Raw genomic sequence first — 25337 nt, 5'->3', positions numbered from 1 at the left:
GGTAAAATATTTTATCCTCAATAAAAAAGCTTAATTTTTGACAAAACATTTCTTATGAAAAAGTTCCTCACAGGTGTTCTGGCAATGTTTATGGGCTTAACCGTAGCAATGGCGCAGGCTCCTGCCACCACCACCCAAAAAGAAGCTAAATCTAAAGCTAAAACAGAAGAAAAGGCAGCTAAGAAAGAAGTTGCCAAAAAGGACAAAGAAGTAAAAGCAGCTACCAAAGAAGCAGCTAAGCCTGCCCCAGCTGCAAAAGAAGCTGCAAAACCAGCCGCTTCCGCACCTGTAGCGAAAACAGAACATGTTACCAAAAGCGGTACTCCTGACAAACGTTTTAAAGAAAACAAAGGTGCTACCACTACTCCATCAGAAGGACCTAAAAAGAAAGACGGTACTCCTGACATGCGCTACAAATCCAATAATACAAACGCAGGAAAGAAAAAATCCTGATTTTATAAGAGCTAATTAGCATAAGGATTAAACCTTCAGTGGTTTAATCCTTATTTTTTTACCTTTAACGGGATAACACGTTATCTGCCAAACAAACCAACCACGGCCCTCTAAAAAACAGTACTTTTATTGCATGTTCGATTTCAGACTCAGGGTATTCCATACCGTAGCCAAAAGGCTCAGCTTCACCAAAGCAGCAGAAGAATTGTATATCTCCCAACCAGCTGTTACCAAACATATCCATGAACTGGAACAACAGTTGGGCATGGCCCTGTTTGAAAGGATCGGCAACCGCATCAAACTCACCCGCGCCGGACAACTTGTACTGCATCATGCAGAGATCATCTTCACCGATTACCGCAATCTGGAATACGAAATCAACCAGCTGAAACATACACAGGGTGGCTTGCTGGCCATCGGCGCCAGCACTACCATCGCACAATACCTGATACCACCGCTGCTGGCCAAATTCAATCAACGGTACCCCGATGTAAAAACATCGCTGAGCACCGGCAATACTGAGCAGATTGAACAGGCCCTCTTTGAAAAGAGTATTCTGCTGGGCATCATCGAAGGCAGCTCCAAAAACCCATTGCTGAAATATGTGGAGTTTGCCCGTGATGAAATAGTGCTGATCGGCAATCCCAAACATCAATACGGCAACGGAGAACCGCTTACTGCCAATGACCTGAAAACGATCCCGCTACTGATGCGGGAACATGGTTCCGGTACCCTGGAGGTAATCACCGATGAACTGAAACGATTGAAACTGAAGATCACAGACCTCAACGTAGCCATGTATATGGGTAGTACCGAAAGTATCAAATCTTACCTCCATCATTCTTCCTGTGCAGCATTTATATCATTACAGGCGGTACAAAGAGAAGTGGAAGCCGGCGAATTTGTAGTGCTGCCGGTAAAGAACTTCAGGGTTATCCGTAAACTGCATTTCACTTATCTACAGGGCTTACAAGACAAGCTGGCACAGCTTTTCATCAAATTCGCCAAACAACATATAACGGAGTAGTCTTTCATACAAAACATGACATCAGGCTATTTTATGTCTTTGCGCAGTGCGGTAAAATCCTTCTCCAGCAACTGCCAGCGAATCATATAGTCATAAATACCTGTTTGTCGCATTCCCAGGCGCTGCAATACTTTTCCGGAGGCGATATTACTGATATCGCACTCTGCTTCGATTCCTTTTACAGCAGGTTGCTGAAAGGCCCAGTCAATCAATGCGGTGGTGGCTTCCTGCATATATCCCTGGTTACGGTGATCCGGGCGTAGGGAATAACCTATTTCCACCATTCCATTTTCATCGGGGCGTCCTTTAAATCCAATATCTCCCAGTACCGTTTTACTGGTAGCTGAGACGATCACCCAAAGTAACCAGGGAAAAGATTTGGGATCATGCTGCAGTAGTTTTATGAGATGTGGCAGTAATTCTTTCAGTTCAGCCTGCGGCCAATCCGGAGGTATCTCCGCATTGAGTGTAGCAGCGGCCTGTGGATCCTGCAGATAGATCGCAGTGATTAGAGGCAGGCGGCAAGGGTATATTAATAAGCGGTCTGTGGTAAGGGGTAACATATAAGGATGGTTTTAAAAAGGGCAGCTACCGATGGGGCTGCAGGATAGCAAGGTCCAGTTCGTCCCCTGACTTAAGTGCATGTATCTGCAGGCGCTCCTGGTCTTGTGTCAGCTCTTTCAGCCGCTGCGGAGTACCGGTCAGCGTGGGCATGGTACCATAATGGCAAGGGATCACATGTTTTACTTTCAGTAGCCGGATAGCAAAAGCGGCTTCCAGGGGCCCCATCGTATAGCGGTCACCGATAGGAAGGATAGCGACGTCTGGTTCGTAGATTTCGCCTAGTAATGCCATATCACTGAAAACAGAGGTATCTCCTGAATAATAAACAGAGACATCATCGCTCATCCAGATGATAAAACCATTGGCAGCGTGTGTATAGCCGATTTTACCATCGGGCTGGTATACCTGAGCAAAATGGAAGGCGTTGGTCATCGTCACCTTTGTATGCAGGATGGATACGGTACCGCCGGCATTCATCTGTTCGAATACATGTTCCGGAACACCTTGATCCTGCAGGAAAAGCCGGACGATGGGGTTAGCGATTACTTTAGGGGAGTGTGTACGGATCAACTCAATGATTTTACTATCAAGGTGATCGCGGTGGCCATGTGTAATCAGGATCAGGTCTATTTTTTCCGGGAGGGTATAACCTTCCGGCAGGGCCGGATTACCGGTAAACCAGGGATCTATTAAGATCGTATGATCTTCCGGTGTTGTTAGTTGAAAGCTGGCGTGTCCCAGGAATTTGATTTTGGAGTTTTGCGTGCTCATATTCATCCGGTTTTTTACCTTATCTAAATATACTATTTCTTCCAAGACACCGGTAAGGAAAAAAAAATCCTGCCCCGGAATAACCAAGGCAGGACGGTTTTGTATAAACGGGTAAAATTATCTCCGTTGCAGGCTGTAGATGATAGCAGCAGATTTGCCTTCGAAGTTTACGTTTGCTCTCCAGGTCATTGCGCTACCAGCTTCTGTTACTTCCATCAGGTAACCACTGGTTACATTTTTAGCTTTTGTGCCGCTGTACAGTTTTTTGAACCCGAACATGGTCACATTACCCTGTTTGGTCAGTGTCCATACGATGTTCTGGGTAACCGGGCTGCAGCCTTCGGCAGTAGAAGATAATGTATAGGAACCATTTGCATTATTGTCAGGTAATACCCACTGGCTACCGATAAAGCATTTGGCATTAGCCTCATCAAAAACGGTTACTTTGGCATTATCGGGGATACCTTCATAACGGATGTCCGTCAGTACCCAGTTGCCTTTTACAGCGCTTTTGTTAATATTAGTGGTAACACCCTGTTTAGGGGAACAGGCAGTACCGAGGATTGCGACCAGTGCCAGAAACAATGCTGCTAATGATAAATTTTTCATGGATTAATGAATTTGTGATTAAAGCCTCTTTGTATTCAAACAGCTGTATTCAAATAAGGTTTAGCTGCCGGAATGCGGTGGCAAGTTCAGCATTTACAAGAAACGTACCAAATGAATACCTGAGTGATCAGTGGCCGGACGGGGGTAATAATGCTTCAGCGGGGGTTTTGAGTTTTATCAGAACTTGTTCCAGCTGGGAAGTTCGTTGGTACAGATACCAGGTACTGGCGGCCAGTGACATGGTGAGTACACAGAGGGCGAGGAAAGCGCAGCGCCACCAGATGCTGACGGAGATCTGCCGGTTCCATCCGGGTTTAATATTGATATAAACGGGATCGGTGGGTGGAGGATTGTGTTGATGCCTGCTATAATAGGATTCGTGATGTTTATAGCGCCTGGCCTGTTCCATCACATCATCTTTCAGGTGGGCGGGAGGTAAAACAGCTTCTGCCAGGATCTGTTTTTCGATCCGCAGCTCTGCTTCCGCTATTTCCTGTTCCAGTATAGGGTGTAATCTTCTCATGTACATTAATTCCCTTTCCTGCTCAGGTGTGGCAAGGCCGAGTAAATAACGCTCAATTACTCCACTGTCTATATAGTTTTTTAAGTCCAAAGCACTGATTTAAAAAACCGCATACCATCAAAAGACATGATTGATAAACACAATATTTACGAACCGGAACGGCTGGTTGGATTGTAAAATGAGAAAATAATTTAAAATAACGATTGGCAGACAGGAATATTATATATAAAAAATATTTTCTTTTTGCTGATGTATAAAAGTGGTAACAACAGTACGTTCCTGTTCTTTTTCCTTTTCCTGCCGATATTTCAGATAATAGAAAATGGCAAAGAAGAGGAAGATTTTGGAGAGAATGAAGATGATGATGAAGAAGATTTTCCACCAGCGGTGTACGGAGATATGACTGCCGTCTTTTGGCTGGATATTGATAAAAGTATAGTTGGAAGACTGTGAATCGGCGCCTGCGCCGGCATATTCCCAGCGGACTTTTTGCAGTACCCGTTCCCGTGTTATCATCGGGGGCAGGACCGCTTCATCAAAACAGGCTTTTTCCAGGCGCCGTTCCACCAGTTCAACTTCGGTGTCCAGCTCCGGGAATAGCTTTCTCATATGTTCCAGTTCTTCCACCTCTGTTTCGGAGGCAAGTCCAAGCACATAAGATTCGATGATGCCGCTTTCTATGTAAAATTTTAGTTCCAATTGTCCTTTAAAAATTTTCTGAAGGCTTTCATTGCTTCCCCCAGTATTTCATTTACCTGCCCCTCCGGCATTGCCAGCATACGGGCTATTGTCGTGATTGATAATCCTTTAAAATAACTAAGCCGGAACACCTGTTGTTCCGATGCTGGCAGTATGATATAAAACTGCTGTAAAATACCTTCTTCTTTCTTCATCAGCTCTGTACCCGTGAGCGCTGTTTCCGGAATGGCCTCCTTAATGGCCAGTTCCCTTGTTTTACGCAGTAACCAGGCAAATAAAGTGCGGTAACCTGATGAATGGAATGCGTTAATATGCTGGAACACCCAGGCAAAAACCTTTATGATTACATCGTTGGCCCTATCTTTTATAGGCACCAGCTGCAGCACAACTCCATACAGTGCGCCGGCGTAACGATCATAAAGCAGCTCCTTTGCTGCAGGATCCCCTGACACCAGCCTTTCAATAAGCATTTGCTCACTTATATGTGTCAGATCTCTCCTCAAACAGTTGTGCTACCTATTTAAGTTTGCTAATATAAGCAATCTGTTGATTGTATTCTGCTGCAATTTATTCACATCTAAAGCTGAATTGGACAATCATCTTATAAAGCCATCTTGTAGAGCCAGTATTGTTGTCCGAGTATCTGTGGTAATTCCCGTATCAGAGAGAAGCCAAGCTGATCATACATCCTGCGGGCGCTCGGCATCATGGTGCTGGTATGCAGTCCCAGGATTTTCTCACCTGAATTCCGTGCCTGTTCTATCGCTATTTCCATCAGCCGCCGGCCTATGCCCATCCGCCGGAAGGCAGGGTCTACTCCCAGCCGCCGGATATGCGCCCAGTCTGCCGGATAAATGGAAGTAGCCATACCGGAAGGCACCAGAAAAACGACGCCTACCAGCTGGTCGCCCGACCAGCAAACAAAAGTAGCCGAGCCCTTCATGAGCGAGGTCAGATTTTCCATGTCTGACTGATTTTTATGCATGGTATTCCAGTGGGCAGGCTCCAGCACATCGGCAAATTCGCCGTAGCTTAAAAGAGAGAGGTCGCGTATCGCCACAGCATCTGCCAGCGTGGCCATTTGATAAACAAGAGTATCCATTACTGAGTTTCCTGATGTTTGTTTAATCCAACAAATAACGATAGCTGGTTGTTGGATTAATACAGCGTGTACTAAAAGTACAAAACATGATATAACTCATACATGATTTAACTCATAAATATTCTTTTCAACGCACGATAAATTTGTTCAAAACAACGAAGGAATGTCATATACTACTATCGAGAATGCCGTGCAACTTATTCAGTCTGGTCAAACCGTGTTTATCCACACCGCTGCAGCCACTCCCCGGGAACTTGTGAAAGCCATGTCTGCCCGCAGCCATGAGCTGCAACAGGTAAGGCTTGTGAGTATTCATACCGAATGGGATGCCCCCTATGCGAGTCCTGAGCATGCCCATGCTTTTCACATCGATACTTTTTTTGTTGGCAAGAATATCCGTAAAGCTGTCAATGAGGGAAGGGCCCACTATATCCCCATGTTTCTCAGTGAAATACCCCGATATTTCAGGACCCTTGAACCCGGCATTGATGTGGCACTGATTACAGTATCTTCTCCCGACAAAAACGGGTATTGTACACTGGGGGTTTCCTGCGATGTGTCTAAAGCTGCTATTGATGTAGCAAAAGTTATTATTGCAGAAGTAAATCCGAATATGCCAAGGGTGCTGGGTGATGGTGTAATCCATATTTCCCGCATCACAGCAGCGGTAGAGGTAGACTATCCCATCTATACACAAACGATACATCCACCAAGTGATGTGGAACGCTCCATCGGCAAACATGTGGCTTCGCTGATAGAGGACCGGGCTACCCTGCAGATGGGCATCGGTGGTATACCTAATGCAGTGCTGCAATGCCTTTCCGGTCATAAAGACCTGGGCATCCATACGGAGATGTTTTCCGATGGCATTATAGACCTGGTAGAGCAGGGTGTTATTACCAACAGGTATAAAGCTATTCATCCGGGATTGCTGGTATCAAGCTTCGCCATGGGTAGCCGTCGGCTATATGATTTCATGGATAACAACCTGATCATCCGGCTGATGGATGTGGAGTATGTGAATAATCCAACTACCATCCGTAAGAACCCCAAAGTGACTGCTATCAATAGTGCGATAGAAATTGATATTTTCGGACAAGTATGTGCTGACTCTATCGGGTTCCGTCAGTACAGTGGTGTTGGCGGTCAGATGGATTTTATGCGTGGAGCAGCCCTCTCCGCCGGAGGGAAGCCCATTATTGCCATCCCGGCCGCTACCTCAAAAGGGATTTCCCGAATCGTCTCAAGATTGCAGCCCGGTGCCAGTGTTGTTACTACCCGTGCCCATGTGCACTATGTGGTGACGGAGTATGGCATCGCCCATCTGCTGGGCAAAAATCTGAAACAACGTGCGCAAGCGTTGATCAATATAGCCCATCCAGATCACCGGGAACAATTGCAGAAAGACGCTTTTGAAATATTTAAAGTGTTTTAGGAAACCATGATTAAAACGATGGCCTATGAAAAGTTTTTTGTGGGGCATATGCATTTTTCTCAGTACGATAACCATCGCACAGGCACAGATCACTCAAGATGCCACCAGACTGCTGCGTGTACATGAAGATGACGACTTCTTCAATTTTTGGGGCCGGGGAACAGACAGGGCATATACAAACGGCACCTGCTTCGGCTATGTATACATGAAGAAGAAAAAATCCTCCTTTATCGATAAATGGATATTTCCTACTGCCGGCCCCAATTCCATCAACGTGTTTGAATGGGATGGGATGCAATTGATGTTCACACCCGATGATCTGTCTGATCGCAAGTTCATTCCGGGGGATTTCTATTATTCGGCAGCTGTAGTGGCTACACATGGCCTGACCTCCTACAATCCTGTCAAAAAGTACCGGATACATTCCGAGCTTGTGTTTGGGATAATGGGCCCCTGGGCACTGGGCGAACAAGCCCAGACCTTTGTACACAACCTGCTCGGGGATCAGCCTCCCCGGGGATGGGCCAACCAGCTCCCTAATGCCCCATTGCTCAACTACAATATTTCCTATGAAAGAATGTTATGGCATCCACGCCCAAGCCTGGAAGTAATCGGAGGGTTTTCTGCCAGTGCTGGCACCATGATCGATGCAGTCAGCACCTGGGGATATGCCAGGTTCGGGCTTATCAATCCCTATTTCGGCGACCCGGACCTCCATACCGCCACCCGCAGAAAGTTCCAGCTTTACCTGATGGCCAGACCCCAGTTCTCCATCACCGCATACAACGCCTTGCTACAGGGCGGCCTCTTCAGATCTTCAGATGCAGATTTTGAAGAACACAGAAAACTCCAGACGTCCCATATGAACCCCTTCATAATTGGTATGGACTATGGCTTTGTTATAGGAATAGGACGCACGACTATCAGCTATACCCAGCAAACTTCCAGCCCCTGGATGAGCACTACCCGCAAACACTCTTTTGGCAATATCACTTTGTTAATTCCCATCTCCAAAGCAACACATTTCCCATAATCGTATTAACTTAACATAAAAGAAAAACTGTCATGAACCTCCGTCTTTTTTTTCCTGCAGCGCTCACCATTCTGATAGCCTCCTGCGGAGGACCTTCCCAAAAAAACAATATCCCGGTTGCCGTTACTAACGACACTGCTATTAATGTACAGGCAGATGCATCCAGCAGCCTTGATGTACAGCCACTCAGCGGCTATTTTGTCAAAAACAATATTAAGGTAACAGACAGCCTTACCTACTGGCTGATTGACAATCCCGCCACCTTCGACAGTATTTTCGGTATGGCCCAAACCATGAACAACAAAATTGACCGTCCGGATTTCGGTACCCAGATGGTGGTGGCAGTTACCATGCCGGCTACTTTCTATGGCACACAGATACAACTGTCTTCTGCTACCGCAGATGACCTGACCAACAATGCAGAAATGCACTTTGTGACCAGCTCTCAGGCACAAAAGGGATCTTCCAGCATTGTTCCGCTCTGGCTGGGCAGCATCCCTAAAACCGGGAAAAGCGTTATTAAAGTGTATACCGGCGATCAGCTCGCCACTACATTTAAAGCGAAAGAATAAAGGGTTATTTTCCAAAGAGGTCTTCCACGACCCGGAGTCTGTAGGCAAAAATATTCTCCAGCTGGCGCCGGACAAACAGTACATGGGCCAGGCGTCCCAGCCATCCCAGCGGGAGACGGTAGTGTACCGTATCCTGCATCTGCACTCCTCCCGGCACTTCCACAAAATGATGTCCATGGTGCCAGAGGCGGTAAGGGCCTACCCGTTGTTCATCTACAAAATAATCATGCTGCTGTACATGGGTAATTTCCGTCACCCATTCCATCGGAATACGGGCTATGGGGCATACGGTATAAGTGATCATCTGGCCGGGATAAACCCGTCCTTCATAAGGAGGTGATGTAACCCGGAACCGCATATAGGCAGGAGTGATCCTTTCCAGGTTGTTGGGATTGGAAAAGAAGTCCCACACCACTTCCAGCGGGGCCGGTATAAACTGGGTCTGTTGCAGCAGATAAACACTAGGCATAAGGTAAAGATAAGAAATGGCGCCTGTCGTACCGGGCTGCCAAAAGAAAAACAAAGCTTTCAGCCGTTTTCGTAAGTTTGCAGCATTATTTTTAATCCGACCGGTAATATGCATCGATATATCAGGAGCTGGGCATTCTGGCTGATTTCTTTAATGATCGCTATTTCGCTGACCCGTTGTGCCAACATAGTGCCTCCTGGCGGGGGGCCGCGTGACAGTATTCCTCCCAGGCTGATGGCTGTAAATCCTCCCGACTCCTCCCTGCACTTCAAAAACAAAAAAGTATATTTTGTATTTGATGAATTTGTGGAGCTGGATAACGTGAACGATAAACTCATCGTATCTCCTACCCTGAAACGCACGCCTATCGTAACAGCCAAGTTACGTACGGTGACCCTGGAGCTCAAAGATACGCTGCAGGCCAACACTACCTACACCTTCAACTTTGCCGATGCTATCCGTGATATCAACGAGCGGAATATGATCGCTGAATTTCAGTATGTAGTGTCTACGGGCAATTATCTGGATAGCCTTCAGATAAAAGGACATCTTATCGACGCCGAAACCGGCCGGGTAGACAGTAACGTAGCCGTGATGCTGTACCGCAACCTCGAAGACTCCATTGTATCGAAGGAAAAACCAGTATACTATGCCAAAACAAAGAGCGATGGCTCCTTCTGGTTCAAAAACCTGGCTCCCGGCACCTATAAGATCTTCGCACTGAAAGAAGAAGACCGCGACCTTCAGTATAATCAACCTTCAGAGATGATCGCTTTTATAGAAAAGCCGATCGTGATCGAGACAAAGAACCTCTCTGATGTAAACCTACTGCTGTTTATGGAGCGTGATAGCACCATCAAACAAGCACCTGAGCCGGTAGATTCTCTGGACCTGGAGCAGGAACAAGAGAAAGAAAAGGAAAAAAAGAAAAAAACGCCAAAACTGCAGGCTAGCCCCACGTTGGATGGAGGGCTGCAGGAACTGCCGACACCTTTACAGCTGACATTTAACCTGCCTCTGCGCTCGCTGGACAGCTTGAGAATGACACTGGGAGAAGACAGTGCCTACACTCCGGTTACTTTCCACAGCAGTATGGACTCTACCAATACCAAACTTTTTGTGCATTATCCCTGGAAAGAAGGCTTACCATACCGCCTGATTATTCCGAAGGATGCAGCCACCGATACGACAGGTCAACAATTTGTCAAAGCAGATACAATCAGCTTCAAGACGAAAAAAGCCAGTGACTATGCTATTTTCGGAGTTACGCTCAAAATCAGCGACAGCACCAGGAACGCCATCAATGACGATTCCATGCATTATGTGATACAGCTGGTGCAGGATAAAACCATCAAGTATTCCGGGACAGCAGTAAATGGCACCTGGCTTCAGAAATTTATCACGCCTGGTGAATATGAGGTACGGGTACTGCTGGATGCCAACAACAATGGCAAGTGGGACCGGGGACAATATTACAAGGAGCCCAAGCGGCAGCCGGAAAGGGTGATCCTGATACCAGGCAAGCAGAACCTGAAGGCATACTGGACGCTAAAACCAACGATAGAAATATAATTTAAACAGATGCACGGGCCAGCTCATGCAGTGGTACCGTGCCAATATTCCTAACTTTGCAACATGGTATTTTCCTCCGCGCTGATTGAAAATGCAGTTAATGAATTCGCCAAGCTGCCGGGCATCGGTAAAAAAACAGCCCTGCGCCTGGTATTGCACCTGTTGAAACAGGAGACAGTACAGGTACAGCAGTTTGGGGAGGCGATCGCCCGTATGCGGCAACAGATCCGGTTTTGCAAGGTATGTCATAATGTTTCCGATGAGGAAATATGTGGCATCTGCAGCAGCCATTCCCGGCAGCGGCATGTGGTATGTCTGGTGGAAAGTATCCGTGATGTGATGGCGATTGAAAATACCCAGCAGTTTAATGGCCTGTATCATGTGTTGGGCGGTATTATCTCCCCTATTGACGGTGTTGGTCCGGAACAGTTGAATATCCAGTCGCTGGTGGAAAGAGTGCAGCACCAGGGGGTGGAAGAGGTGATTATGGCACTCAGCCCCACTATTGAAGGAGACACTACCATTTATTTCCTCTCTAAAAAACTGAAGGATTTTCCGGTGAAGATTACCACGATAGCCCGTGGTATTGCATTTGGTGGAGAGCTGGAATATGCCGATGAGATGACGCTGGCCAGGTCTATCTCTAACAGGCTGCCTTTAGACAGTTACGTCAAACAATAAATCAATAATGCGGCGGGGAATCTCTCCCCGGATAAAAATAAAATACGGGCGTTGAATAACGCCCGTCTTCGTTTAACCTGTAATTCCACGTTATGAAAAAGGTTAGGGTACGTTTTTTTCAGGCGTACCCTGAAATATTGTATGATTGGTTTCTGATTGTTTCTGCCGCTCCTTCCAACGCTGCATTTCGTGCTGATTCAGGAAGGATATCCTGAACACTGTCGGCTCACTCCCATCATTCACTTCCGGAACTGGTTGCAGTCCCAGACCAGCCAGGTGCTTCCTGAGCGCATGGATATGTTCTGCTATCGTCATGACGAAAAAACTTTGTTTAGTTGTAATAAAAACCGGGAAGAACTTTTAATGATAGACTTTTTCTGCCTTAACAGCAGCACCCCGAAGGACAACAGGCATAGGGCTGGCAGGGTGCCATGGCCGGGTTCAACATCATATTCAGGTTTCTTTGTTGCATTGTGTTTTCTATTACCCTACAAATATAGTAGACTTTATAGACTTTCACCAAATAAAAATTATGATATAGACAAAATCTATACAAAAGACATATAATATAACATGATGATTAAAGATTAGGGCAACCAGGCCAGCACAGACAAATAAGCGTTTTAAGATATTAAAATAGCTTATCTTTACGGGATATACGGGGGTGGATTTGTTTATTGTTCGACCCTGTTACAACCTAAAACAGCAACTAATAAACATCTTACAAACATGAAATCTTTACAAGACTGCGCTAATGAGCGTGTGCTCATCATTGACGGTGCCATGGGCACCATGATCCAGCGGTACAAACTCCAGGAAGAAGACTACAGAGGCCCTCGTTTTGCCAATTACCACAGTGATCTCAAAGGCAACAACGACCTGCTTAATCTCACCCAGCCACAGATCATAGAAGCCATTCACAAGGAATATCTCGAAGCAGGAGCTGATATTATTGAGACCAATACTTTCAGCAGCACTTCCATTGCCATGGCCGATTATGACATGCAGGAACTGGCCTATGAGCTGAATGTGGCTGCAGCCAGCATCGCTAAAAAAGCTGCTGCTGAATATACAGCCAAAAATCCCGACAAACCCAGATTTGTAGCTGGCGCCATCGGCCCGTTAAATAAAACGCTATCCCTCTCTCCGGATGTGAACAATCCCGGCTTCCGCTCTGTTACTTTCGACGAAGTGGCTGAAGCCTACGAAGAACAAATCAGGGGTCTGAGTGATGGTGGTGTAGACATTCTGCTCATCGAAACCATTTTCGATACGCTCAACTGTAAAGCGGCCATCTATGCTATTAAAAAGTATTTCCGGGAATCCGGCAAGCCGGAAGTGCCGGTTATGATCTCCGGCACCATTACGGACGCCTCCGGCAGAACCCTGAGTGGTCAGACACTGGAAGCTTTTTATATCTCTGTGATGCATGCCAACCCCTTCTCTATAGGCCTCAACTGCGCCCTCGGCGGACAACAGATGCGCCCGTATGTAGAGGAACTGTCTAACATAGCCAGCTGTTATGTTAGCTGTTACCCCAACGCCGGCCTGCCTAACGCCTTCGGTGAATATGATGAAGAGCCGGAAGACACTGCCTGCATTATTGAAGACTTCGCCTCCTCTGGCTTTGTGAATATTGTAGGAGGTTGCTGTGGTACTACACCAGACCACATCCGCCATATTGCCGAACACGTAAAACATATCCAGCCCCGTCGCAAGCCGGAACTGATAGACTCTCTGGCATAAACGGACACACAGGTTTTCATGTAAACACGAGTATTTGCAACCATGAGCGCTACAAGTATACACTCCAATACGACTAACGAAGTAATGATCACAGACACCGATATAGCCCCTTCAAGGGTAATCAGGCCTTTTATGCGCTTAAGCGGCCTCGAACCGCTGGTGGTAAGGCCTGAAACAAATTTTATCAACGTTGGGGAACGTACCAACGTTACCGGTTCCAAAAAATTTGCCCGGCTGATACGGGAAGGACTTTATGAAGAAGCATTATCTGTAGCCCGCCAGCAGGTGGAAAACGGCGCCCAGATCCTGGACGTAAACATGGACGACGCCCTCCTGGACGGAGAAGCCGCCATGTCTACCTTCCTTAAGTTACTGGCCGCAGAACCAGATATCTCCCGTATTCCCATCATGATCGACTCCAGTAAGTTCAGTGTTATTGAAGCCGGCCTGAAATGCGTACAGGGTAAATGTGTGGTCAACTCCATCAGCCTCAAGGAAGGAGAAGCCAAATTCATTGAGCAGGCCCATATCTGTAAAAGCTATGGCGCTGCAGTGGTAGTAATGGCCTTCGATGAACATGGCCAGGCCGACACCGAAGAAAAAAGGGTCAGCTTCAGCCACAGAGCCTATAAAATACTGACACAAGTAGTAGGCTATGATCCGCAGGACATCATCTTCGATCCTAATATCTTCGCTATCGCCACCGGTATCGAAGAACACAATAACTACGCAGTAGAGTTTATCAACGCTACCCGTCGTATTAAAGAACTGATGCCACTGGCAAAAATAAGTGGTGGTGTCAGCAACGTTTCCTTCTCTTTCCGTGGCAACGAAACCGTGCGGGAGGCCATGCACTCCGTGTTCCTGTACCATGCCATCAAAGCTGGTATGGACATGGGCATCGTTAATGCCGGTATGCTGCAGATATATGATGACATCGAACCACAACTGCGCGATCTTTGTGAGGACGCCATACTAAACAGAAGAGAAGATGCTACCGAAAGACTGATCCAGTTTGCCGACACTGTAAAGGCAAAAGGCAAAGTGATAGAGAAGGATGAAACCTGGCGCCTGGGCTCTGTGGAAGAAAGACTGAGCCACGCACTGGTAAATGGTATCACCGATTATATTGAAGCCGATACAGAAGAAGCCCGTCAGAAATATCCCCGTCCGCTGGACGTGATAGAAGGACCACTGATGGACGGTATGAATATAGTAGGTGATCTGTTTGGCAGTGGAAAAATGTTCCTGCCACAGGTGGTGAAAAGCGCCCGTGTAATGAAAAAATCCGTAGCCGTTCTCACTCCTTTTATCGAAGAAGAGAAGCTGCGCAACCAGGCTGTCAATGGCGGAGAAATCAAGTCTGCCGGCAGAATCCTGCTGGCCACTGTAAAAGGGGATGTACACGATATCGGTAAGAACATCGTTGGTGTAGTACTGGCCTGTAACGGATATGAAATCATTGACCTCGGTGTAATGGTGCCTGCAGAAAAAATCCTGCAGGCTGCCCGCCAGGAAAAGGTAGATATCATCGGCCTCAGCGGCCTGATCACCCCCAGCCTGGACGAAATGGTGCATGTAGCCCGTGAACTGAAAAGGCAGGACTTCGATATCCCGCTGATCATCGGCGGAGCCACTACCTCCCGTACCCATACCGCGGTGAAGATCGCACAGGAGTATGCACATGGAGTAGTACACGTACTCGATGCTTCCCGCAGCGTGACCGTAACCGGCAGTCTGCTCAACAAGGCCCTGAAAAAAGACTTCCTGGCCACCATACAGGAAGAGTATACAAAACTGAACGAGTCTTTCAGAAACAAAAAACCCGTTAAGCAGTACCTTCCATTTGCAGCAGCACAGCAAAATAAAGCAGCCATCAATTGGGATGCTTTCACTCCGGTGAAGCCCCGGTTTACCGGCATCAAAACCTTCGAAGACTACGATCTCGCAGAGATCGCCCAATACATTGACTGGCAGCCGTTCTTCATCGCCTGGGAACTGCATGGTAAATTCCCGCAGATCCTGACCGACGAAGTAGTAGGCCAGGAAGCCACCCGGCTTTACAAAGATGCCCGTGAACTGCTGGACCGGGTGATCCGCGAAAAATGGCTGGGCGCCAAAGCTGTCATCGGTATTTATCCTGCCAACAGCGTTGCCCCCGATACCATCCAGGTGTCGCCGGAGCAGGCGGAGATAGCACCAGTAAAACTGGAGTTCCTCCGGCAGCAGATCAAAAAAGCGCCCGGACAGCCCAACCAATCCCTTGCCGATTACATTGCCCCTGCATCTGCCGGTAAAACAGATTATATCGGCGGATTCGCTGTTACAGCGGGTATCGGCATCGAAAAATGGTTGGAGAAATTCAAGGAAGAACACGACGATTATAACAGCATTATGCTGAAAGCGCTGGCAGACAGGCTGGCAGAAGCTTTTACAGAACTGATGCACGAGCGCGTACGTAAAGAGTTCTGGGGATATGCCAGCGAAGAGCACCTGAGCAATGAAGCCCTGATCCGGGAAGAATACGCCGGTATCAGGCCGGCACCAGGCTACCCTGCCTGTCCGGAGCATACAGAGAAATACAAGCTGTTTGAGCTCCTCGATGCCACCAAAAACACCGGCATCACCCTCACAGAATCTCTGGCTATGTATCCTGCCGCCAGCGTAAGTGGATGGTATTTTGCCAACCCTGAGGCAAAATATTTCGGCCTCGGTAAAATTGAAAAAGACCAGGTGACCGACTACGCCGACCGTAAAGGCTGGAGTGTAGAGGAAGCAGAGAAGTGGCTGCGTCCCAACCTGGAATATGACATATAATTAATCAATTGCAGATAACACATTATGGACTTGGGCGAAGAGCAGATCTTCGCCCAAATTCGTAATTCCCTTTAAACATCTTCAACATGAGAATCATATCCTACAATGTGAATGGCCTCCGTTCGGCTATGACTAAAGGTTTTACAGAATGGCTGCAAACAGACCCTGCTGATGTCGTTTGCCTCCAGGAAATCAAAGCCCACCAGGACAACGTGGACTTCAAAAAGTTTGAAGAGCTGGGTTATGAACATTACTGGTTTCCCGCCCAGAAAAAAGGTTACAGCGGTGTTGCGGTTCTTACCCGCATAAAACCCGATCAGGTACACTATGGTAGTGGTCATGTCCAGAGCGATGCAGAAGGACGTTTTATCCGCCTTGATTTCGGTAATCTGACCCTGATCAATACCTACTTCCCTTCCGGTACCAGCGGCGATGAACGGCAGACCTATAAATATCAGTGGCTGGATGAGTTTTTTGAACATCTTGATGAGCTGAAGAAAACACGGCCCAACCTGGTGCTGTGCGGGGATTACAACATTTGTCACAAGCCTATCGACATACATGATCCGGTGAGCAACAAAAACTCAACCGGCTTTTTACCAGAAGAAAGGGCCTGGATGGACCGTTTCTTCGAAAGCGGTTTTGTGGATTCCTTCCGGCAGTTTAATCCAAACCCGCACCAGTACAGCTGGTGGAGCTTCCGTGCCAACGCCCGGAACAATAACAAAGGCTGGCGCATAGACTACATCAACGTTACAGCTCCCTTGAAGGAAAAGCTGAAACACGCGACTATTTACCAGGAAGTAAAACACTCCGACCATTGTCCGGTATTCCTGGAACTGGCGTTATAAGCGGTTTTAGCTCATTCAGACAGATGGATTTTTTATTGAGAGATATACCATGATCATTTATAATGTTACAACAAAAGTAGCCACAGATGTGCATCTACAGTGGCTACAATGGATGCAGGAAGAGCATATTCCTGCAGTATTGAGCACCGGTCTTTTCAGCGATTCCCGTATCTGCCGGTTGCTGGAGCAGGACGATTCAGAAGGACCAACTTACGTTACACAGTTCTTCACCGATAGTCTGGAGCACTACCAAACCTTTCAGGCAGTGCAGGCAAATACCCTGCGGCAAAGGGGTTACGACCTTTTCGGTGACCGTTTTATCGCCTTTCACACCGTTATGGAGAGCATTTAATTGATGCTTAACAATTAAATTTATCCACAGGAAATTCACTATTTTCAAGGTGTCCGGACTTTGGTACAATACTTGAAATGAACCTGCGTTTAATGATAAAAAGCCGGGAAAGTTGCTATGGGCCACAGTTCTGTAGAAAGCTGCTAAAGTTTCATCCTTTAGCACTCAGGACCCCAATCAGCTGTAACCGTTACCAGTAGCCTTTTTCAGCCGATAAAATTTTCTATAAAAAAGTTGTAAAAAATTTGGTAATCTGATAAAACGCGCTATATTTGCTCACATCAAACATTTTTTCACTAGTTAAATCTTACTAACTATGAACAAAGCCGAATTAATCGACAAGCTTGCTAAAGACGCAGGTATCACTAAAACCCAAGCTAACGAAGCGCTGGATTCTTTCACCAAAGCTGTTGCTGACACCCTGAAAAAAGGTGGCAAAGTAACTTTAGTTGGTTTTGGTACTTTCTCCGTTTCTAAACGTGCTGCACGTAACGGTAGAAACCCACAGACTGGCCAGATCATCAAGATCAAAGCTAAAAAAGTTGCTAAATTCAAAGCTGGTAAAGCTTTATCCGACAAGCTCTAATCAGTTAGCACAACTTATTCAAGCAAGGAACAATCATGTTTCTTGCTTTTTTTTTATATAAAAGCCAGGCTGTAGACTATTTAAGCGAATTGGCGTATTTTGCAGCCTGATAACATCATTTTACAAAACCACAAATTTCAAATTATTTGTTATGGGTAGAGGAGATATTAAAACCAAAAAAGGTAAAATCTTCAGCAAATCTTTCGGTAAAGTTAGACCAGCAAGAACCAGGAAATCTGCTGCTGCAGCGGCTCCTAAAGCTGAGAACAAAGCTTAATGATAAAGGGATTTGATGATTGGAAATGTAATATTGTAATACATATCCATCACCAAATCCCTCCATACTATCTTCACTGGTTATGGTGCCAGTCTTTCTATCTTCCAGCTGCCATCTGCAGTAAGGGTATACAAAATACGGTCGTGTAAGCGGCTGCTTCTTCCCTGCCAGAATTCTATCACTTCCGGCTTCACAACATATCCACCCCAGTAATCGGGCCTTTGAGGCGCTTCCTGTTCACATTTTGCGGCTACCTGCGCTACCTGCTCTTCCAGGAAAGTACGGCCGGAAATCACCTTGCTTTGCGGCGAAGCGATAGCTCCTATCCTACTGCCCAGCGGACGGCTGTTGTAATACTCATTGCTGACGGCCGCAGCAGCTTTGGTAACGGTACCCTCTATACGTACCTGCCGCTCCAGTTCACGCCAGAAAAACAGCAGCGTCACCCGAGGATTCTCTGCCAGCTCGTGACCTTTACGGCTTTCATAGTTAGTGAAAAACATAAACCCTTCTTCATTAAAACCCTTCAACAATACAATACGGGCTGAAGGACGGCCATCCGGGGTACTGGTAGCCAGTGTCATGGCATTAGGTTCATCTATCTCGCTGGAAAGAGCATCCTGCCACCATCTTTCGAATTGCTGCAGAGGACCAGGCGCTACATCACTCTCATCCAGGGAGGCCAGCTTATAGTCTTTTCTCAGATCAGCTACTTTCTGGTTCAACATGTTGTAAATATTTAATTGGTTCAAACCTGTAAACAAAGGTATGGAAGGATAATAGTAATTTTGGGCGACCTGATATAAATCATAGTATGAAAAGAGTACTCCTATTACTATTACTGGCTGGTGGCTTGTTGCCTGCCTGTAATAGCGGCAAGCAAGAAAAGGCTAAAAGTGACAGCACCAGTATAGTGGTACCGCTGGCCAGCACCCCGTATTATTATACCCAGCTGAAAGGCGCCATAGGAGATCGGCATATCACCATGCAACTGATGAAAACAGCTCCTAACCTGTACCGTGGTTATTATTGTTACGACAGTACCGGCGTTCCCATCAGTATATGGGGAAGCCAGGATGCAGACCAGGTAAAGATTTACGAAGATAACAGCAATCGGGAGGAAGAACGTTTTTTCGGAGGCACACTCAACGATGATGGTGTCTTCAAGGGAGTATGGCATGGCGACAGTACATCTTATCATTTTGAGCTGCATACAGATCTTCGGAAAGCACAGCAGTTGCAGGTTTTCTACAGTGCTGATTCTATCAGGCTGCTTCCCTCCTTTGCGGGCTCACCACTGGGAGTTGCTTCCAATAGTATTATCTGGCCAGACTCCAGCACAGACAGTACCCTGTCGGCATTTCTCCGTAGGGAGATCACTGGCGACGTACGCATTAGCGATCCTCAGCAGTTTGTAAGAAGAGCCATTGATTCCTTTGTGACCAGTTATCGTATAGCCGCCAAGGATGCCGATACCAGCGATATAGCAGACGGACAGTCTGCTTCCTGGAACTGGACTACAGAAAGCGATATGAAGGTAGTATGGAACACCTGGCCTTTGCTGGTGATAGAGAAGTATGCCTACGATTTTACTGGTGGAGCACATGGCAACTGGGGAGCTACCTATCAAACGCTGGACCTCTCCAAACACAAAGTGCTGACACCAGACGACTTCTTCAAACCGGGTTATAAGGACGTGTTGTCTCCCTTGCTGGATAAGGCTTTCCGGAAGAAGTTCCATATAGATGAAGATGAGTCACTGGATCAGAGTCTGCTGGTAAAGACGATAGTCCCCAATAACAACTTTATTGTTACAGGTAAGGGGGTTGCTTTCAGTTATGTACCCTATGAGATAGGGCCATATGCGTTGGGTCAGGTAACGTTGTTTATTCCGTTTACGGAGCTGAAGAGTGTTATGAAGAAACAGTAACAGACAAGGATATTAAAAAGACAAAGACCTGAGCGATGATGGACATTGCTCAGGTCTTTGTCTTTTAGAGAAATGGTATCTTAACCTTTCACCAGGGTACCTACGTTTTTGCCCATGATTACGTTCAGGAGATTACCTGGTTTGTTCATGTCAAATACGATGATAGGCAGTTTATTTTCCTGGCAGAGGGTGAATGCTGTCATATCCATTACGTTGAGTGATTTCTGATATACTTCAGAGAAGGTAATGGTTTCGAAGCGGGTGGCGGTGGCATCCTTTTCAGGGTCGGCGGTATAGATACCGTCTACGCGGGTTCCTTTAAGGATTACATCGGCCTGTATTTCGATAGCACGGAGTGATGCGGCGGTATCGGTAGTAAAGTACGGGTTACCGGTACCGGCGCCGAATATAACCACGCGACCTTTTTCCACGTGGCGGATAGCGCGGCGGCGGATATAAGGTTCTGCGATTTGTTCCATTTTGATAGCTGATTGGAGGCGGGTATAGAGCCCTATTTTCTCCAGTCCGCTTTGCAGGGCCATTCCGTTAATCACGGTGGCGAGCATGCCCATATAGTCACCCTGGGCTCTTTCAATGCCGGTTTCGGCTTCATTCATTCCACGGTAGATGTTACCACCACCGATGACGATGGCCACCTGAACACCCAGGTCGGTAACAGCTTTGATATCGTAGGCATACTGGGTAATTACCTTATGATCAATACCATAATTTGCATCTCCCATAAGGGCCTCACCGCTCAATTTGAGCAAAATACGCTTATACTTTGGCAACATGACGCTATAAAATATTGTAAGATTGTGATTTGCTAATGTAATTACGGTATCCTAAGATACAATTAAATGGCAAAAAGCTGCAAGGGAAAGCAAAATGTCGATGATTTTGTTGTTATGCAGGTGTATGCCGTCGACTGGATTTACAGTGCGCAAAAAAAAGGAGAGAACCGTATTCTCTCCTTTTTAATAATATGATTGTATTAACCTAAAGCGATTCGCTTAAAGCTGTTTACTTTCAGGTCAGCATCTACTGATTTCAGGTAATCTGCTACGGATTTGTTGTTATCCTTAACAAAAGCTTGTTGCAGCAGGGTGCTTTCTTTGAAGAATTTGTTCACTTTACCGGCAGCGATTTTCTCAGCCATTTCAGCTGGTTTACCTTCTGCTTTTACTTGTTCAACAGCGATTTCTTTTTCGCGTGCGATTAAGTCGGCAGGAACGCTGTCAGCATCAACAGCGATTGGGCTCATAGCAGCGATCTGCATAGCGATGTCTTTACCTACTTCTTCAGAAACAGGTTTAGAGAAAGCTACGAGTACACCCATACGGTAGTTACCGTGGATGTAGGCAGTAACGCCACCAGCTTCTACGAATTCGAATTTATTCAGGGTGATTTTTTCACCGATTTTAGCAACCTGGTCGTTTACTTTATCAGCAACGGTAGCGCCATCCAGTTCAGCGGCGTTCAGGTCTTCAATAGTTTTGATACCTTTAGCCAGAGCCAGATCAACGATAGCCTGTGCAAATTTCACGAAGTCTTCGTTTTTAGCTACGAAGTCAGTTTCACAACCCAGACCTACTACTACACCGGATTTACCATCAGCAGCTACTTTAGCGATGATAACACCTTCTTTAGTTTCGCGGTCGGAACGGAGAGCAGCTACTTTTTGACCTTTCTTACGCAGGTAGTCTACTGCTTTTTCGAAATCGCCTTCACTTTCTACCAGTGCTTTTCTGCAATCCATCATACCCGCACCAGTTTGCTGACGCAGTTTGTTTACATCAGCTGCTGTAATTGTTGCCATGAGCTATATTGATTTAAGAGTATTAAAGTTTTGTTTCGGGATTTAATTATCTAAAATGCAGCGAAGGGTGTCTTCGCTGCATTTTAGATAAAATATCGAGAGTATCGATTGATATTATTTACCGGCACCTGGTTTTCTAGGAGCACCGCCGCCAGCGTTGGCAGGACGACGTTGTCCGCCACCACCTTGACCGCCACGGTTGCCACCCTGGCCACCACGGTTACCACCCTGGCCACCGCCACGGTTACCACCCTGGCCACCACCACGGTTGCCGCCACCCTGGCCACCGCCACGGTTACCGCCACCCTGGCCGCCGCCACCTTGGCTTCTGCGACCTCTTTCACGATCTTCACCGCCTTCTACTTCGAATTTGCGTGCTTTATCGTCTGCTTCTTCTTCCTCTTCTACTTCTTCAGATTTCTCAGTAGCTCTTTCAGACAGACCTTCTGCGATTGCTGCGCAGATGTAGCTGGTGATGATAGCGATAGATTTAGTAGCATCATCGTTCGCAGGGATAGCGAAGTCAACTTTGCTAGGATCGGAGTTGGTATCTACCATACCGAAGGTAACAATGCCCAGACGTTTAGCTTCTGCCAGAGCAATGTGTTCGTGGCTGATATCCACCATGAACAGAGCGGCTGGAACACGTGCCAGTTGGGCAATACCACCCAGCACTTTTTCCATTTTCTCTTTATCACGGCTTAAAGTCAGACGTTCTTTTTTAGTGATGTTGTCGAAAGTTCCGTCCTGCAGCATTTTTTCGATGCTCTGCATTTTCTTCACACTCTTACGGATAGTAGAGAAGTTGGTGAGCATACCACCTAACCATCTTTCTGTAACGAAAGGCATGTTGATGTTACGCGCAGCGTCTGCTACGATTTCTTTCGCTTGCTTTTTAGTAGCAACGAACATGATCTTTTTACCGCTTTTTGCGATAGATTTCAGGGCAGCTGCTGCTTCCTGTAAACCTTCAACGGTTTTGTTCAGATCAATGATATGAATACCTTTCTTTTCTGCGAAAATATAAGGCAGCATTTTAGGATTCCATTTCTTCTTCAGGTGACCGAAGTGAACACCTGCCTCCAGTAACTGCTGCTGCAATGAGGTATTATTTTCCATGTTTATATTGCTCAATTAAAAGGATCAAATAATGTTTAGCGATAATAGCTAAGTACTCAAAATTAGCGTTTAGAGAACTGGAAGCTTCTTCTTGCTTTCGCTTTACCTGGTTTCTTACGTTCTACGCTTCTAGGATCACGTTTCAGCAGACCTGCTGCTTTCAGTGCGGGACGGAACTCGATGTTCACTTCGCACAGTGCACGCGCAATACCCAGTTTAATCGCTTCCGCCTGTCCTTTAATACCGCCACCCTGTGCATTGATCTTTACGTCAAATTTATCGAGCGCATCGATGGTTTTGAAAGGGAGCTCCACCTGATTTTGCAGGTAGATCAGAGAAAAGTAGTTTTTATAATCCTTGTCGTTAACAGTAATGTTACCGGTACCCTTGTTGATATACACGCGGGCAACAGCTTCCTTACGACGACCTATTGTATTTTTTTGCTTTTCCATGTATCAGAGAAAAATTAGAAAGTTAATGGTTTTGGTTTCTGCGCTGCATGAGGATGTTCTGTGCCGGCGTATACAAACAGTTTTTTGTACATTTTACGACCGAGACGGTTTTTAGGCAACATACCTTTGATCGCCTTTTCAATCATTACCTCTGGACGGCGACGGATCAGATCCTTAGCCAGTTCAATTCTCTGACCACCTGGGTAACCAGTGTAGTGCATGTATTCTTTTTCCGCCATTTTATTGCCGGTCAAAGCGATTTTCTCCGCATTGATCACGATGATGAAATCACCACAATCAGTATGAGGCGTATAGTAAGGTTTGTTTTTACCTCTCAGTATGGCTGCCATCTTCGCACAAACTCTTCCGAGCGTCAGGTTGGTAGCATCTACTATATGCCAGTCGCGCTTTACGTAAGCGTCGTTAGCTGATTTAGTTTTAAAGCTTAATGTGTTCATTGTTGTATACGATAAAAGTTACGTCTTGTAAACAATCCCCTGTTGTGGGGAGTGCAAAGGTACATTCCGCATTTTTAATAACCATACATTTTAGTGCTTTTTTTACAGCACACCTTTGTAATTGATTGATTTTCAATAAAAATTTTGTATAAAAGTTATTAACACAGAATTGTAATGCATTATGATTATCCTGATAATCTGATGTGCGAAGATAAAACCGGAGGCCTATCACCGTTTGGTTAATGACCCCCCTGAACGACTCAAAAAACATCAATGCATTTATAATTAATTATATACACATTACATATATTCCACACTTTATTTAAGAATTTCATATATCTCGGTCCATATAGTAATGCATGAGTACGCATGGTCCCAGAAACAGCAGCATCAGCGGCTCCTGTCCCGTGCTCCCATATATATAAGAATATACTGGAACAGGGTAGCCAGGGAGGCCAGTGCAGCTACTACATAAGTCATGGCTGCCCACCAGAGGGCGTCCTTGGCTTTATCATGTTCCTGAGGCTGCATCACCTGACTCCTGTCGAGCCATGCCAGTGCACGGCGGGAAGCATCAAACTCCACCGGCAGCGTAATCAGGGCAAAAAGGGTGGTAATACCAAAAAGGATAATACCGCCCAGTAGCAGCTGAGGAAACCTGTTAATCAACAGGATTCCGGCCAGCAATACCCATTGTACCAGCGAGGCACTGAACTGTACCGCCGGCACCAGCCGGGAACGGAGCCCCAGCCAGGGATAGGCGGCAGCATGCTGTACCGCATGGCCACATTCATGGGCCGCCACGGCAGCGGCTGCCACATTAGCACCCTCATATACGTCCGGGCTCAGGTTGACCGTTTTATCAGCCGGATTATAGTGATCTGATAAAAATCCATCCACAGACAATACCTGCACATCGTAAATATTATTGTCCCGCAGCATCTTTTCGGCGATCTGCTTTCCGGTGAGCCCGGATGAAGTAGGTACCTCGCTGTAAGTCCGGAACTTATTTTTTAAAACATAGCTTACAAGAAAGCTGATCCCCACAAAAATCAGCGAAACAAACATGATTCCTGGTGTCATACTTTATGAAATTTGGTCCTAAACAGGCACAAATATCCGTCCAGACAACCCGTTTTAAGTTTTATTTAAGACTTTTCCTGACAACCCTGCCTGTCTCTTCCATCGCACAAATTTAACACTGCCATTTTGTCTATTTTACGTAAAAAAGCATGAAAATACGGCCGGTTTGGCAGCCGGGAGCCCACATCTTATGTTAATTTTTTCATATGCAAAAATCATCAACATCAACCCTATTTATCAACATTTTACGAGTTGCCAATGAAAGTAATATTGGACAAAACAGCGCCTGAAACAAGCGATGGCAGCCACTTTCTTACATTACGAAAATCAATCAAAA

Annotated in this window: 30 protein-coding genes; 14 read left to right on the top strand and 16 right to left on the bottom strand. The window is 46.3% G+C overall.

What is annotated here, in order from left to right; genetic code table 11:
* Window positions 1-54: 54 nt before the first annotated feature.
* Both DF182_RS14165 and DF182_RS14160 read left to right on the top strand, forming a co-directional pair.
* Window positions 55-453: a hypothetical protein gene (locus DF182_RS14165; RefSeq protein ID WP_113616244.1), complete on the top strand. Its 399-nt coding sequence runs from the start codon at window positions 55-57 to the stop codon at window positions 451-453.
* Window positions 454-586: 133 nt separating this feature from the next.
* Complete coding sequence (locus DF182_RS14160; RefSeq protein WP_113616243.1) at window positions 587-1480, top strand: LysR substrate-binding domain-containing protein; 894 nt, start codon at window positions 587-589, stop codon at window positions 1478-1480.
* 26 nt (window positions 1481-1506) lie between these two features.
* Here DF182_RS14160 and DF182_RS14155 read toward each other — a convergent pair whose 3' ends face one another.
* From DF182_RS14155 to DF182_RS14125, 7 genes are all read right to left on the bottom strand, one after another.
* Window positions 1507-2043: a GNAT family N-acetyltransferase gene (locus tag DF182_RS14155; RefSeq protein WP_113616242.1), complete on the bottom strand. Its 537-nt coding sequence runs from the start codon at window positions 2041-2043 to the stop codon at window positions 1507-1509.
* A 25-nt stretch (window positions 2044-2068) separates the two neighbouring features.
* Window positions 2069-2815: a metal-dependent hydrolase gene (locus DF182_RS14150; protein ID WP_161964143.1), complete on the bottom strand. Its 747-nt coding sequence runs from the start codon at window positions 2813-2815 to the stop codon at window positions 2069-2071.
* A gap of 117 nt (window positions 2816-2932) precedes the next feature.
* Entirely contained in the window at window positions 2933-3424 is a 492-nt protein-coding gene (locus tag DF182_RS14145; protein WP_113616240.1) for a lipocalin family protein, read from the bottom strand.
* Window positions 3425-3551: 127 nt separating this feature from the next.
* On the bottom strand, window positions 3552-4037 hold the full coding sequence (locus DF182_RS14140) for a hypothetical protein (RefSeq protein WP_113616239.1): 486 nt from the start codon (window positions 4035-4037) through the stop codon (window positions 3552-3554).
* A 129-nt stretch (window positions 4038-4166) separates the two neighbouring features.
* Entirely contained in the window at window positions 4167-4646 is a 480-nt protein-coding gene (locus DF182_RS14135; RefSeq protein ID WP_113616238.1) for a hypothetical protein, read from the bottom strand.
* Window positions 4637-5116 (bottom strand): RNA polymerase sigma factor, encoded by a 480-nt coding sequence (locus DF182_RS14130; RefSeq protein ID WP_113616237.1) that lies wholly within the window; start codon window positions 5114-5116, stop codon window positions 4637-4639. The genes DF182_RS14135 and DF182_RS14130 overlap by 10 nt, the downstream gene beginning before the upstream one ends.
* A 131-nt stretch (window positions 5117-5247) precedes the next feature.
* Window positions 5248-5748, bottom strand: coding sequence for a GNAT family N-acetyltransferase (locus tag DF182_RS14125; RefSeq protein ID WP_113616236.1), 501 nt, complete (start codon window positions 5746-5748; stop codon window positions 5248-5250).
* Window positions 5749-5911: 163 nt separating this feature from the next.
* Between DF182_RS14125 and DF182_RS14120 the strand changes: the two genes are divergently transcribed.
* The 3 genes from DF182_RS14120 to DF182_RS14110 are packed head-to-tail and all read left to right on the top strand — an operon-like array spanning window position 5912 to window position 8788.
* Window positions 5912-7183: an acetyl-CoA hydrolase/transferase family protein gene (locus DF182_RS14120; protein WP_113616235.1), complete on the top strand. Its 1272-nt coding sequence runs from the start codon at window positions 5912-5914 to the stop codon at window positions 7181-7183.
* Between the two features lie 25 nt (window positions 7184-7208).
* Window positions 7209-8216 (top strand): lipid A deacylase LpxR family protein, encoded by a 1008-nt coding sequence (locus DF182_RS14115; RefSeq protein ID WP_113616234.1) that lies wholly within the window; start codon window positions 7209-7211, stop codon window positions 8214-8216.
* A 32-nt stretch (window positions 8217-8248) separates the two neighbouring features.
* Window positions 8249-8788, top strand: coding sequence for a hypothetical protein (locus DF182_RS14110; RefSeq protein WP_113616233.1), 540 nt, complete (start codon window positions 8249-8251; stop codon window positions 8786-8788).
* Window positions 8789-8792: 4 nt separating this feature from the next.
* Here DF182_RS14110 and DF182_RS14105 read toward each other — a convergent pair whose 3' ends face one another.
* Entirely contained in the window at window positions 8793-9257 is a 465-nt protein-coding gene (locus DF182_RS14105; RefSeq protein WP_113616892.1) for an SRPBCC family protein, read from the bottom strand.
* A 108-nt stretch (window positions 9258-9365) separates the two neighbouring features.
* Between DF182_RS14105 and DF182_RS14100 the strand changes: the two genes are divergently transcribed.
* Both DF182_RS14100 and recR read left to right on the top strand, forming a co-directional pair.
* Window positions 9366-10829 (top strand): Ig-like domain-containing protein, encoded by a 1464-nt coding sequence (locus tag DF182_RS14100; RefSeq protein ID WP_113616232.1) that lies wholly within the window; start codon window positions 9366-9368, stop codon window positions 10827-10829.
* A 63-nt stretch (window positions 10830-10892) separates the two neighbouring features.
* On the top strand, window positions 10893-11510 hold the full coding sequence (gene recR, locus DF182_RS14095) for a recombination mediator RecR (protein ID WP_113616231.1): 618 nt from the start codon (window positions 10893-10895) through the stop codon (window positions 11508-11510).
* Window positions 11511-11612: 102 nt separating this feature from the next.
* Here the strand turns inward: recR and DF182_RS14090 are convergent, their stop codons facing one another.
* Window positions 11613-11825: a hypothetical protein gene (locus DF182_RS14090; protein WP_113616230.1), complete on the bottom strand. Its 213-nt coding sequence runs from the start codon at window positions 11823-11825 to the stop codon at window positions 11613-11615.
* A gap of 414 nt (window positions 11826-12239) precedes the next feature.
* Between DF182_RS14090 and DF182_RS14085 the strand changes: the two genes are divergently transcribed.
* The 6 genes from DF182_RS14085 to DF182_RS32865 all read left to right on the top strand — a co-directional run bounded on the left by DF182_RS14085 (window position 12240) and on the right by DF182_RS32865 (window position 18139).
* Window positions 12240-13256 carry a homocysteine S-methyltransferase family protein gene (locus DF182_RS14085; RefSeq protein WP_113616229.1) on the top strand — a complete coding sequence of 339 codons (1017 nt, stop codon included), beginning with the start codon at window positions 12240-12242 and terminating at the stop codon, window positions 13254-13256.
* 42 nt (window positions 13257-13298) lie between these two features.
* Window positions 13299-16073 carry a methionine synthase gene (gene metH / locus DF182_RS14080; RefSeq protein ID WP_317048422.1) on the top strand — a complete coding sequence of 925 codons (2775 nt, stop codon included), beginning with the start codon at window positions 13299-13301 and terminating at the stop codon, window positions 16071-16073.
* 86 nt (window positions 16074-16159) lie between these two features.
* The gene (locus tag DF182_RS14075; protein WP_113616227.1) at window positions 16160-16924 is read left to right on the top strand and encodes an exodeoxyribonuclease III; all 765 of its coding nucleotides are present in this window, start codon (window positions 16160-16162) and stop codon (window positions 16922-16924) included.
* A 49-nt stretch (window positions 16925-16973) separates the two neighbouring features.
* Complete coding sequence (locus tag DF182_RS14070; RefSeq protein ID WP_113616226.1) at window positions 16974-17276, top strand: DUF4286 family protein; 303 nt, start codon at window positions 16974-16976, stop codon at window positions 17274-17276.
* 316 nt (window positions 17277-17592) lie between these two features.
* A complete protein-coding gene (locus DF182_RS14065) occupies window positions 17593-17862 on the top strand; it encodes an HU family DNA-binding protein (protein WP_012788562.1) in 270 nt (89 codons plus the stop codon).
* 151 nt (window positions 17863-18013) lie between these two features.
* Complete coding sequence (locus DF182_RS32865) at window positions 18014-18139, top strand: 30S ribosomal protein THX (protein ID WP_113616225.1); 126 nt, start codon at window positions 18014-18016, stop codon at window positions 18137-18139.
* A gap of 80 nt (window positions 18140-18219) precedes the next feature.
* Here DF182_RS32865 and pdxH read toward each other — a convergent pair whose 3' ends face one another.
* The gene (gene pdxH / locus DF182_RS14055; protein ID WP_211327108.1) at window positions 18220-18867 is read right to left on the bottom strand and encodes a pyridoxamine 5'-phosphate oxidase; all 648 of its coding nucleotides are present in this window, start codon (window positions 18865-18867) and stop codon (window positions 18220-18222) included.
* 86 nt (window positions 18868-18953) lie between these two features.
* On the opposite strand from pdxH, the gene DF182_RS14050 reads away from it, so the two are divergent.
* Complete coding sequence (locus tag DF182_RS14050; protein WP_113616224.1) at window positions 18954-20069, top strand: DUF3298 and DUF4163 domain-containing protein; 1116 nt, start codon at window positions 18954-18956, stop codon at window positions 20067-20069.
* Between the two features lie 80 nt (window positions 20070-20149).
* Here the strand turns inward: DF182_RS14050 and pyrH are convergent, their stop codons facing one another.
* The 6 genes from pyrH to DF182_RS14015 all read right to left on the bottom strand — a co-directional run bounded on the left by pyrH (window position 20150) and on the right by DF182_RS14015 (window position 25000).
* Window positions 20150-20863, bottom strand: a complete 714-nt coding sequence (pyrH, locus tag DF182_RS14045; RefSeq protein WP_113616223.1) for a UMP kinase — start codon at window positions 20861-20863, stop codon at window positions 20150-20152.
* Window positions 20864-21063: 200 nt separating this feature from the next.
* Entirely contained in the window at window positions 21064-21888 is an 825-nt protein-coding gene (gene tsf / locus DF182_RS14040; RefSeq protein ID WP_113616222.1) for a translation elongation factor Ts, read from the bottom strand.
* Window positions 21889-22002: 114 nt separating this feature from the next.
* On the bottom strand, window positions 22003-23007 hold the full coding sequence (gene rpsB / locus DF182_RS14035) for a 30S ribosomal protein S2 (RefSeq protein ID WP_113616221.1): 1005 nt from the start codon (window positions 23005-23007) through the stop codon (window positions 22003-22005).
* A 62-nt stretch (window positions 23008-23069) separates the two neighbouring features.
* On the bottom strand, window positions 23070-23459 hold the full coding sequence (gene rpsI / locus DF182_RS14030) for a 30S ribosomal protein S9 (RefSeq protein ID WP_078669826.1): 390 nt from the start codon (window positions 23457-23459) through the stop codon (window positions 23070-23072).
* A gap of 14 nt (window positions 23460-23473) precedes the next feature.
* Entirely contained in the window at window positions 23474-23917 is a 444-nt protein-coding gene (rplM, locus tag DF182_RS14025; protein ID WP_113616220.1) for a 50S ribosomal protein L13, read from the bottom strand.
* Between the two features lie 390 nt (window positions 23918-24307).
* Window positions 24308-25000 carry a zinc metallopeptidase gene (locus DF182_RS14015; protein ID WP_113616218.1) on the bottom strand — a complete coding sequence of 231 codons (693 nt, stop codon included), beginning with the start codon at window positions 24998-25000 and terminating at the stop codon, window positions 24308-24310.
* Between the last annotated feature and the right edge of the window lie 337 nt (window positions 25001-25337).

It is taken from the genome of Chitinophaga flava (genome assembly GCF_003308995.1).
GTDB lineage: Bacteria > Bacteroidota > Bacteroidia > Chitinophagales > Chitinophagaceae > Chitinophaga > Chitinophaga flava.
This window is presented reverse-complemented; position numbering and strand designations above follow the sequence as displayed.

Bases quoted from the DNA above. Each gene is read 5' to 3' on its own strand.
- DF182_RS14165 (WP_113616244.1), top strand. From the start codon at position 55: ATGAAAAAGTTCCTCACAGGTGTTCTGGCAATGTTTATGGGCTTAACC.
- DF182_RS14160 (WP_113616243.1), top strand. From the start codon at position 587: ATGTTCGATTTCAGACTCAGGGTATTCCATACCGTAGCCAAAAGGCTC.
- DF182_RS14155 (WP_113616242.1), bottom strand. From the start codon at position 2,043: ATGTTACCCCTTACCACAGACCGCTTATTAATATACCCTTGCCGCCTG.
- DF182_RS14150 (WP_161964143.1), bottom strand. From the start codon at position 2,815: ATGAGCACGCAAAACTCCAAAATCAAATTCCTGGGACACGCCAGCTTT.
- DF182_RS14145 (WP_113616240.1), bottom strand. From the start codon at position 3,424: ATGAAAAATTTATCATTAGCAGCATTGTTTCTGGCACTGGTCGCAATC.
- DF182_RS14130 (WP_113616237.1), bottom strand. From the start codon at position 5,116: ATGCTTATTGAAAGGCTGGTGTCAGGGGATCCTGCAGCAAAGGAGCTG.
- DF182_RS14125 (WP_113616236.1), bottom strand. From the start codon at position 5,748: ATGGATACTCTTGTTTATCAAATGGCCACGCTGGCAGATGCTGTGGCG.
- DF182_RS14120 (WP_113616235.1), top strand. From the start codon at position 5,912: ATGTCATATACTACTATCGAGAATGCCGTGCAACTTATTCAGTCTGGT.
- DF182_RS14115 (WP_113616234.1), top strand. From the start codon at position 7,209: ATGAAAAGTTTTTTGTGGGGCATATGCATTTTTCTCAGTACGATAACC.
- DF182_RS14110 (WP_113616233.1), top strand. From the start codon at position 8,249: ATGAACCTCCGTCTTTTTTTTCCTGCAGCGCTCACCATTCTGATAGCC.
- DF182_RS14105 (WP_113616892.1), bottom strand. From the start codon at position 9,257: ATGCCTAGTGTTTATCTGCTGCAACAGACCCAGTTTATACCGGCCCCG.
- DF182_RS14100 (WP_113616232.1), top strand. From the start codon at position 9,366: ATGCATCGATATATCAGGAGCTGGGCATTCTGGCTGATTTCTTTAATG.
- recR (WP_113616231.1), top strand. From the start codon at position 10,893: ATGGTATTTTCCTCCGCGCTGATTGAAAATGCAGTTAATGAATTCGCC.
- DF182_RS14090 (WP_113616230.1), bottom strand. From the start codon at position 11,825: ATGACGATAGCAGAACATATCCATGCGCTCAGGAAGCACCTGGCTGGT.
- DF182_RS14085 (WP_113616229.1), top strand. From the start codon at position 12,240: ATGAAATCTTTACAAGACTGCGCTAATGAGCGTGTGCTCATCATTGAC.
- metH (WP_317048422.1), top strand. From the start codon at position 13,299: ATGAGCGCTACAAGTATACACTCCAATACGACTAACGAAGTAATGATC.
- DF182_RS14075 (WP_113616227.1), top strand. From the start codon at position 16,160: ATGAGAATCATATCCTACAATGTGAATGGCCTCCGTTCGGCTATGACT.
- DF182_RS14070 (WP_113616226.1), top strand. From the start codon at position 16,974: ATGATCATTTATAATGTTACAACAAAAGTAGCCACAGATGTGCATCTA.
- DF182_RS14065 (WP_012788562.1), top strand. From the start codon at position 17,593: ATGAACAAAGCCGAATTAATCGACAAGCTTGCTAAAGACGCAGGTATC.
- DF182_RS32865 (WP_113616225.1), top strand. From the start codon at position 18,014: ATGGGTAGAGGAGATATTAAAACCAAAAAAGGTAAAATCTTCAGCAAA.
- pdxH (WP_211327108.1), bottom strand. From the start codon at position 18,867: ATGTTGAACCAGAAAGTAGCTGATCTGAGAAAAGACTATAAGCTGGCC.
- DF182_RS14050 (WP_113616224.1), top strand. From the start codon at position 18,954: ATGAAAAGAGTACTCCTATTACTATTACTGGCTGGTGGCTTGTTGCCT.
- pyrH (WP_113616223.1), bottom strand. From the start codon at position 20,863: ATGTTGCCAAAGTATAAGCGTATTTTGCTCAAATTGAGCGGTGAGGCC.
- tsf (WP_113616222.1), bottom strand. From the start codon at position 21,888: ATGGCAACAATTACAGCAGCTGATGTAAACAAACTGCGTCAGCAAACT.
- rpsB (WP_113616221.1), bottom strand. From the start codon at position 23,007: ATGGAAAATAATACCTCATTGCAGCAGCAGTTACTGGAGGCAGGTGTT.
- rpsI (WP_078669826.1), bottom strand. From the start codon at position 23,459: ATGGAAAAGCAAAAAAATACAATAGGTCGTCGTAAGGAAGCTGTTGCC.
- rplM (WP_113616220.1), bottom strand. From the start codon at position 23,917: ATGAACACATTAAGCTTTAAAACTAAATCAGCTAACGACGCTTACGTA.
- DF182_RS14015 (WP_113616218.1), bottom strand. From the start codon at position 25,000: ATGACACCAGGAATCATGTTTGTTTCGCTGATTTTTGTGGGGATCAGC.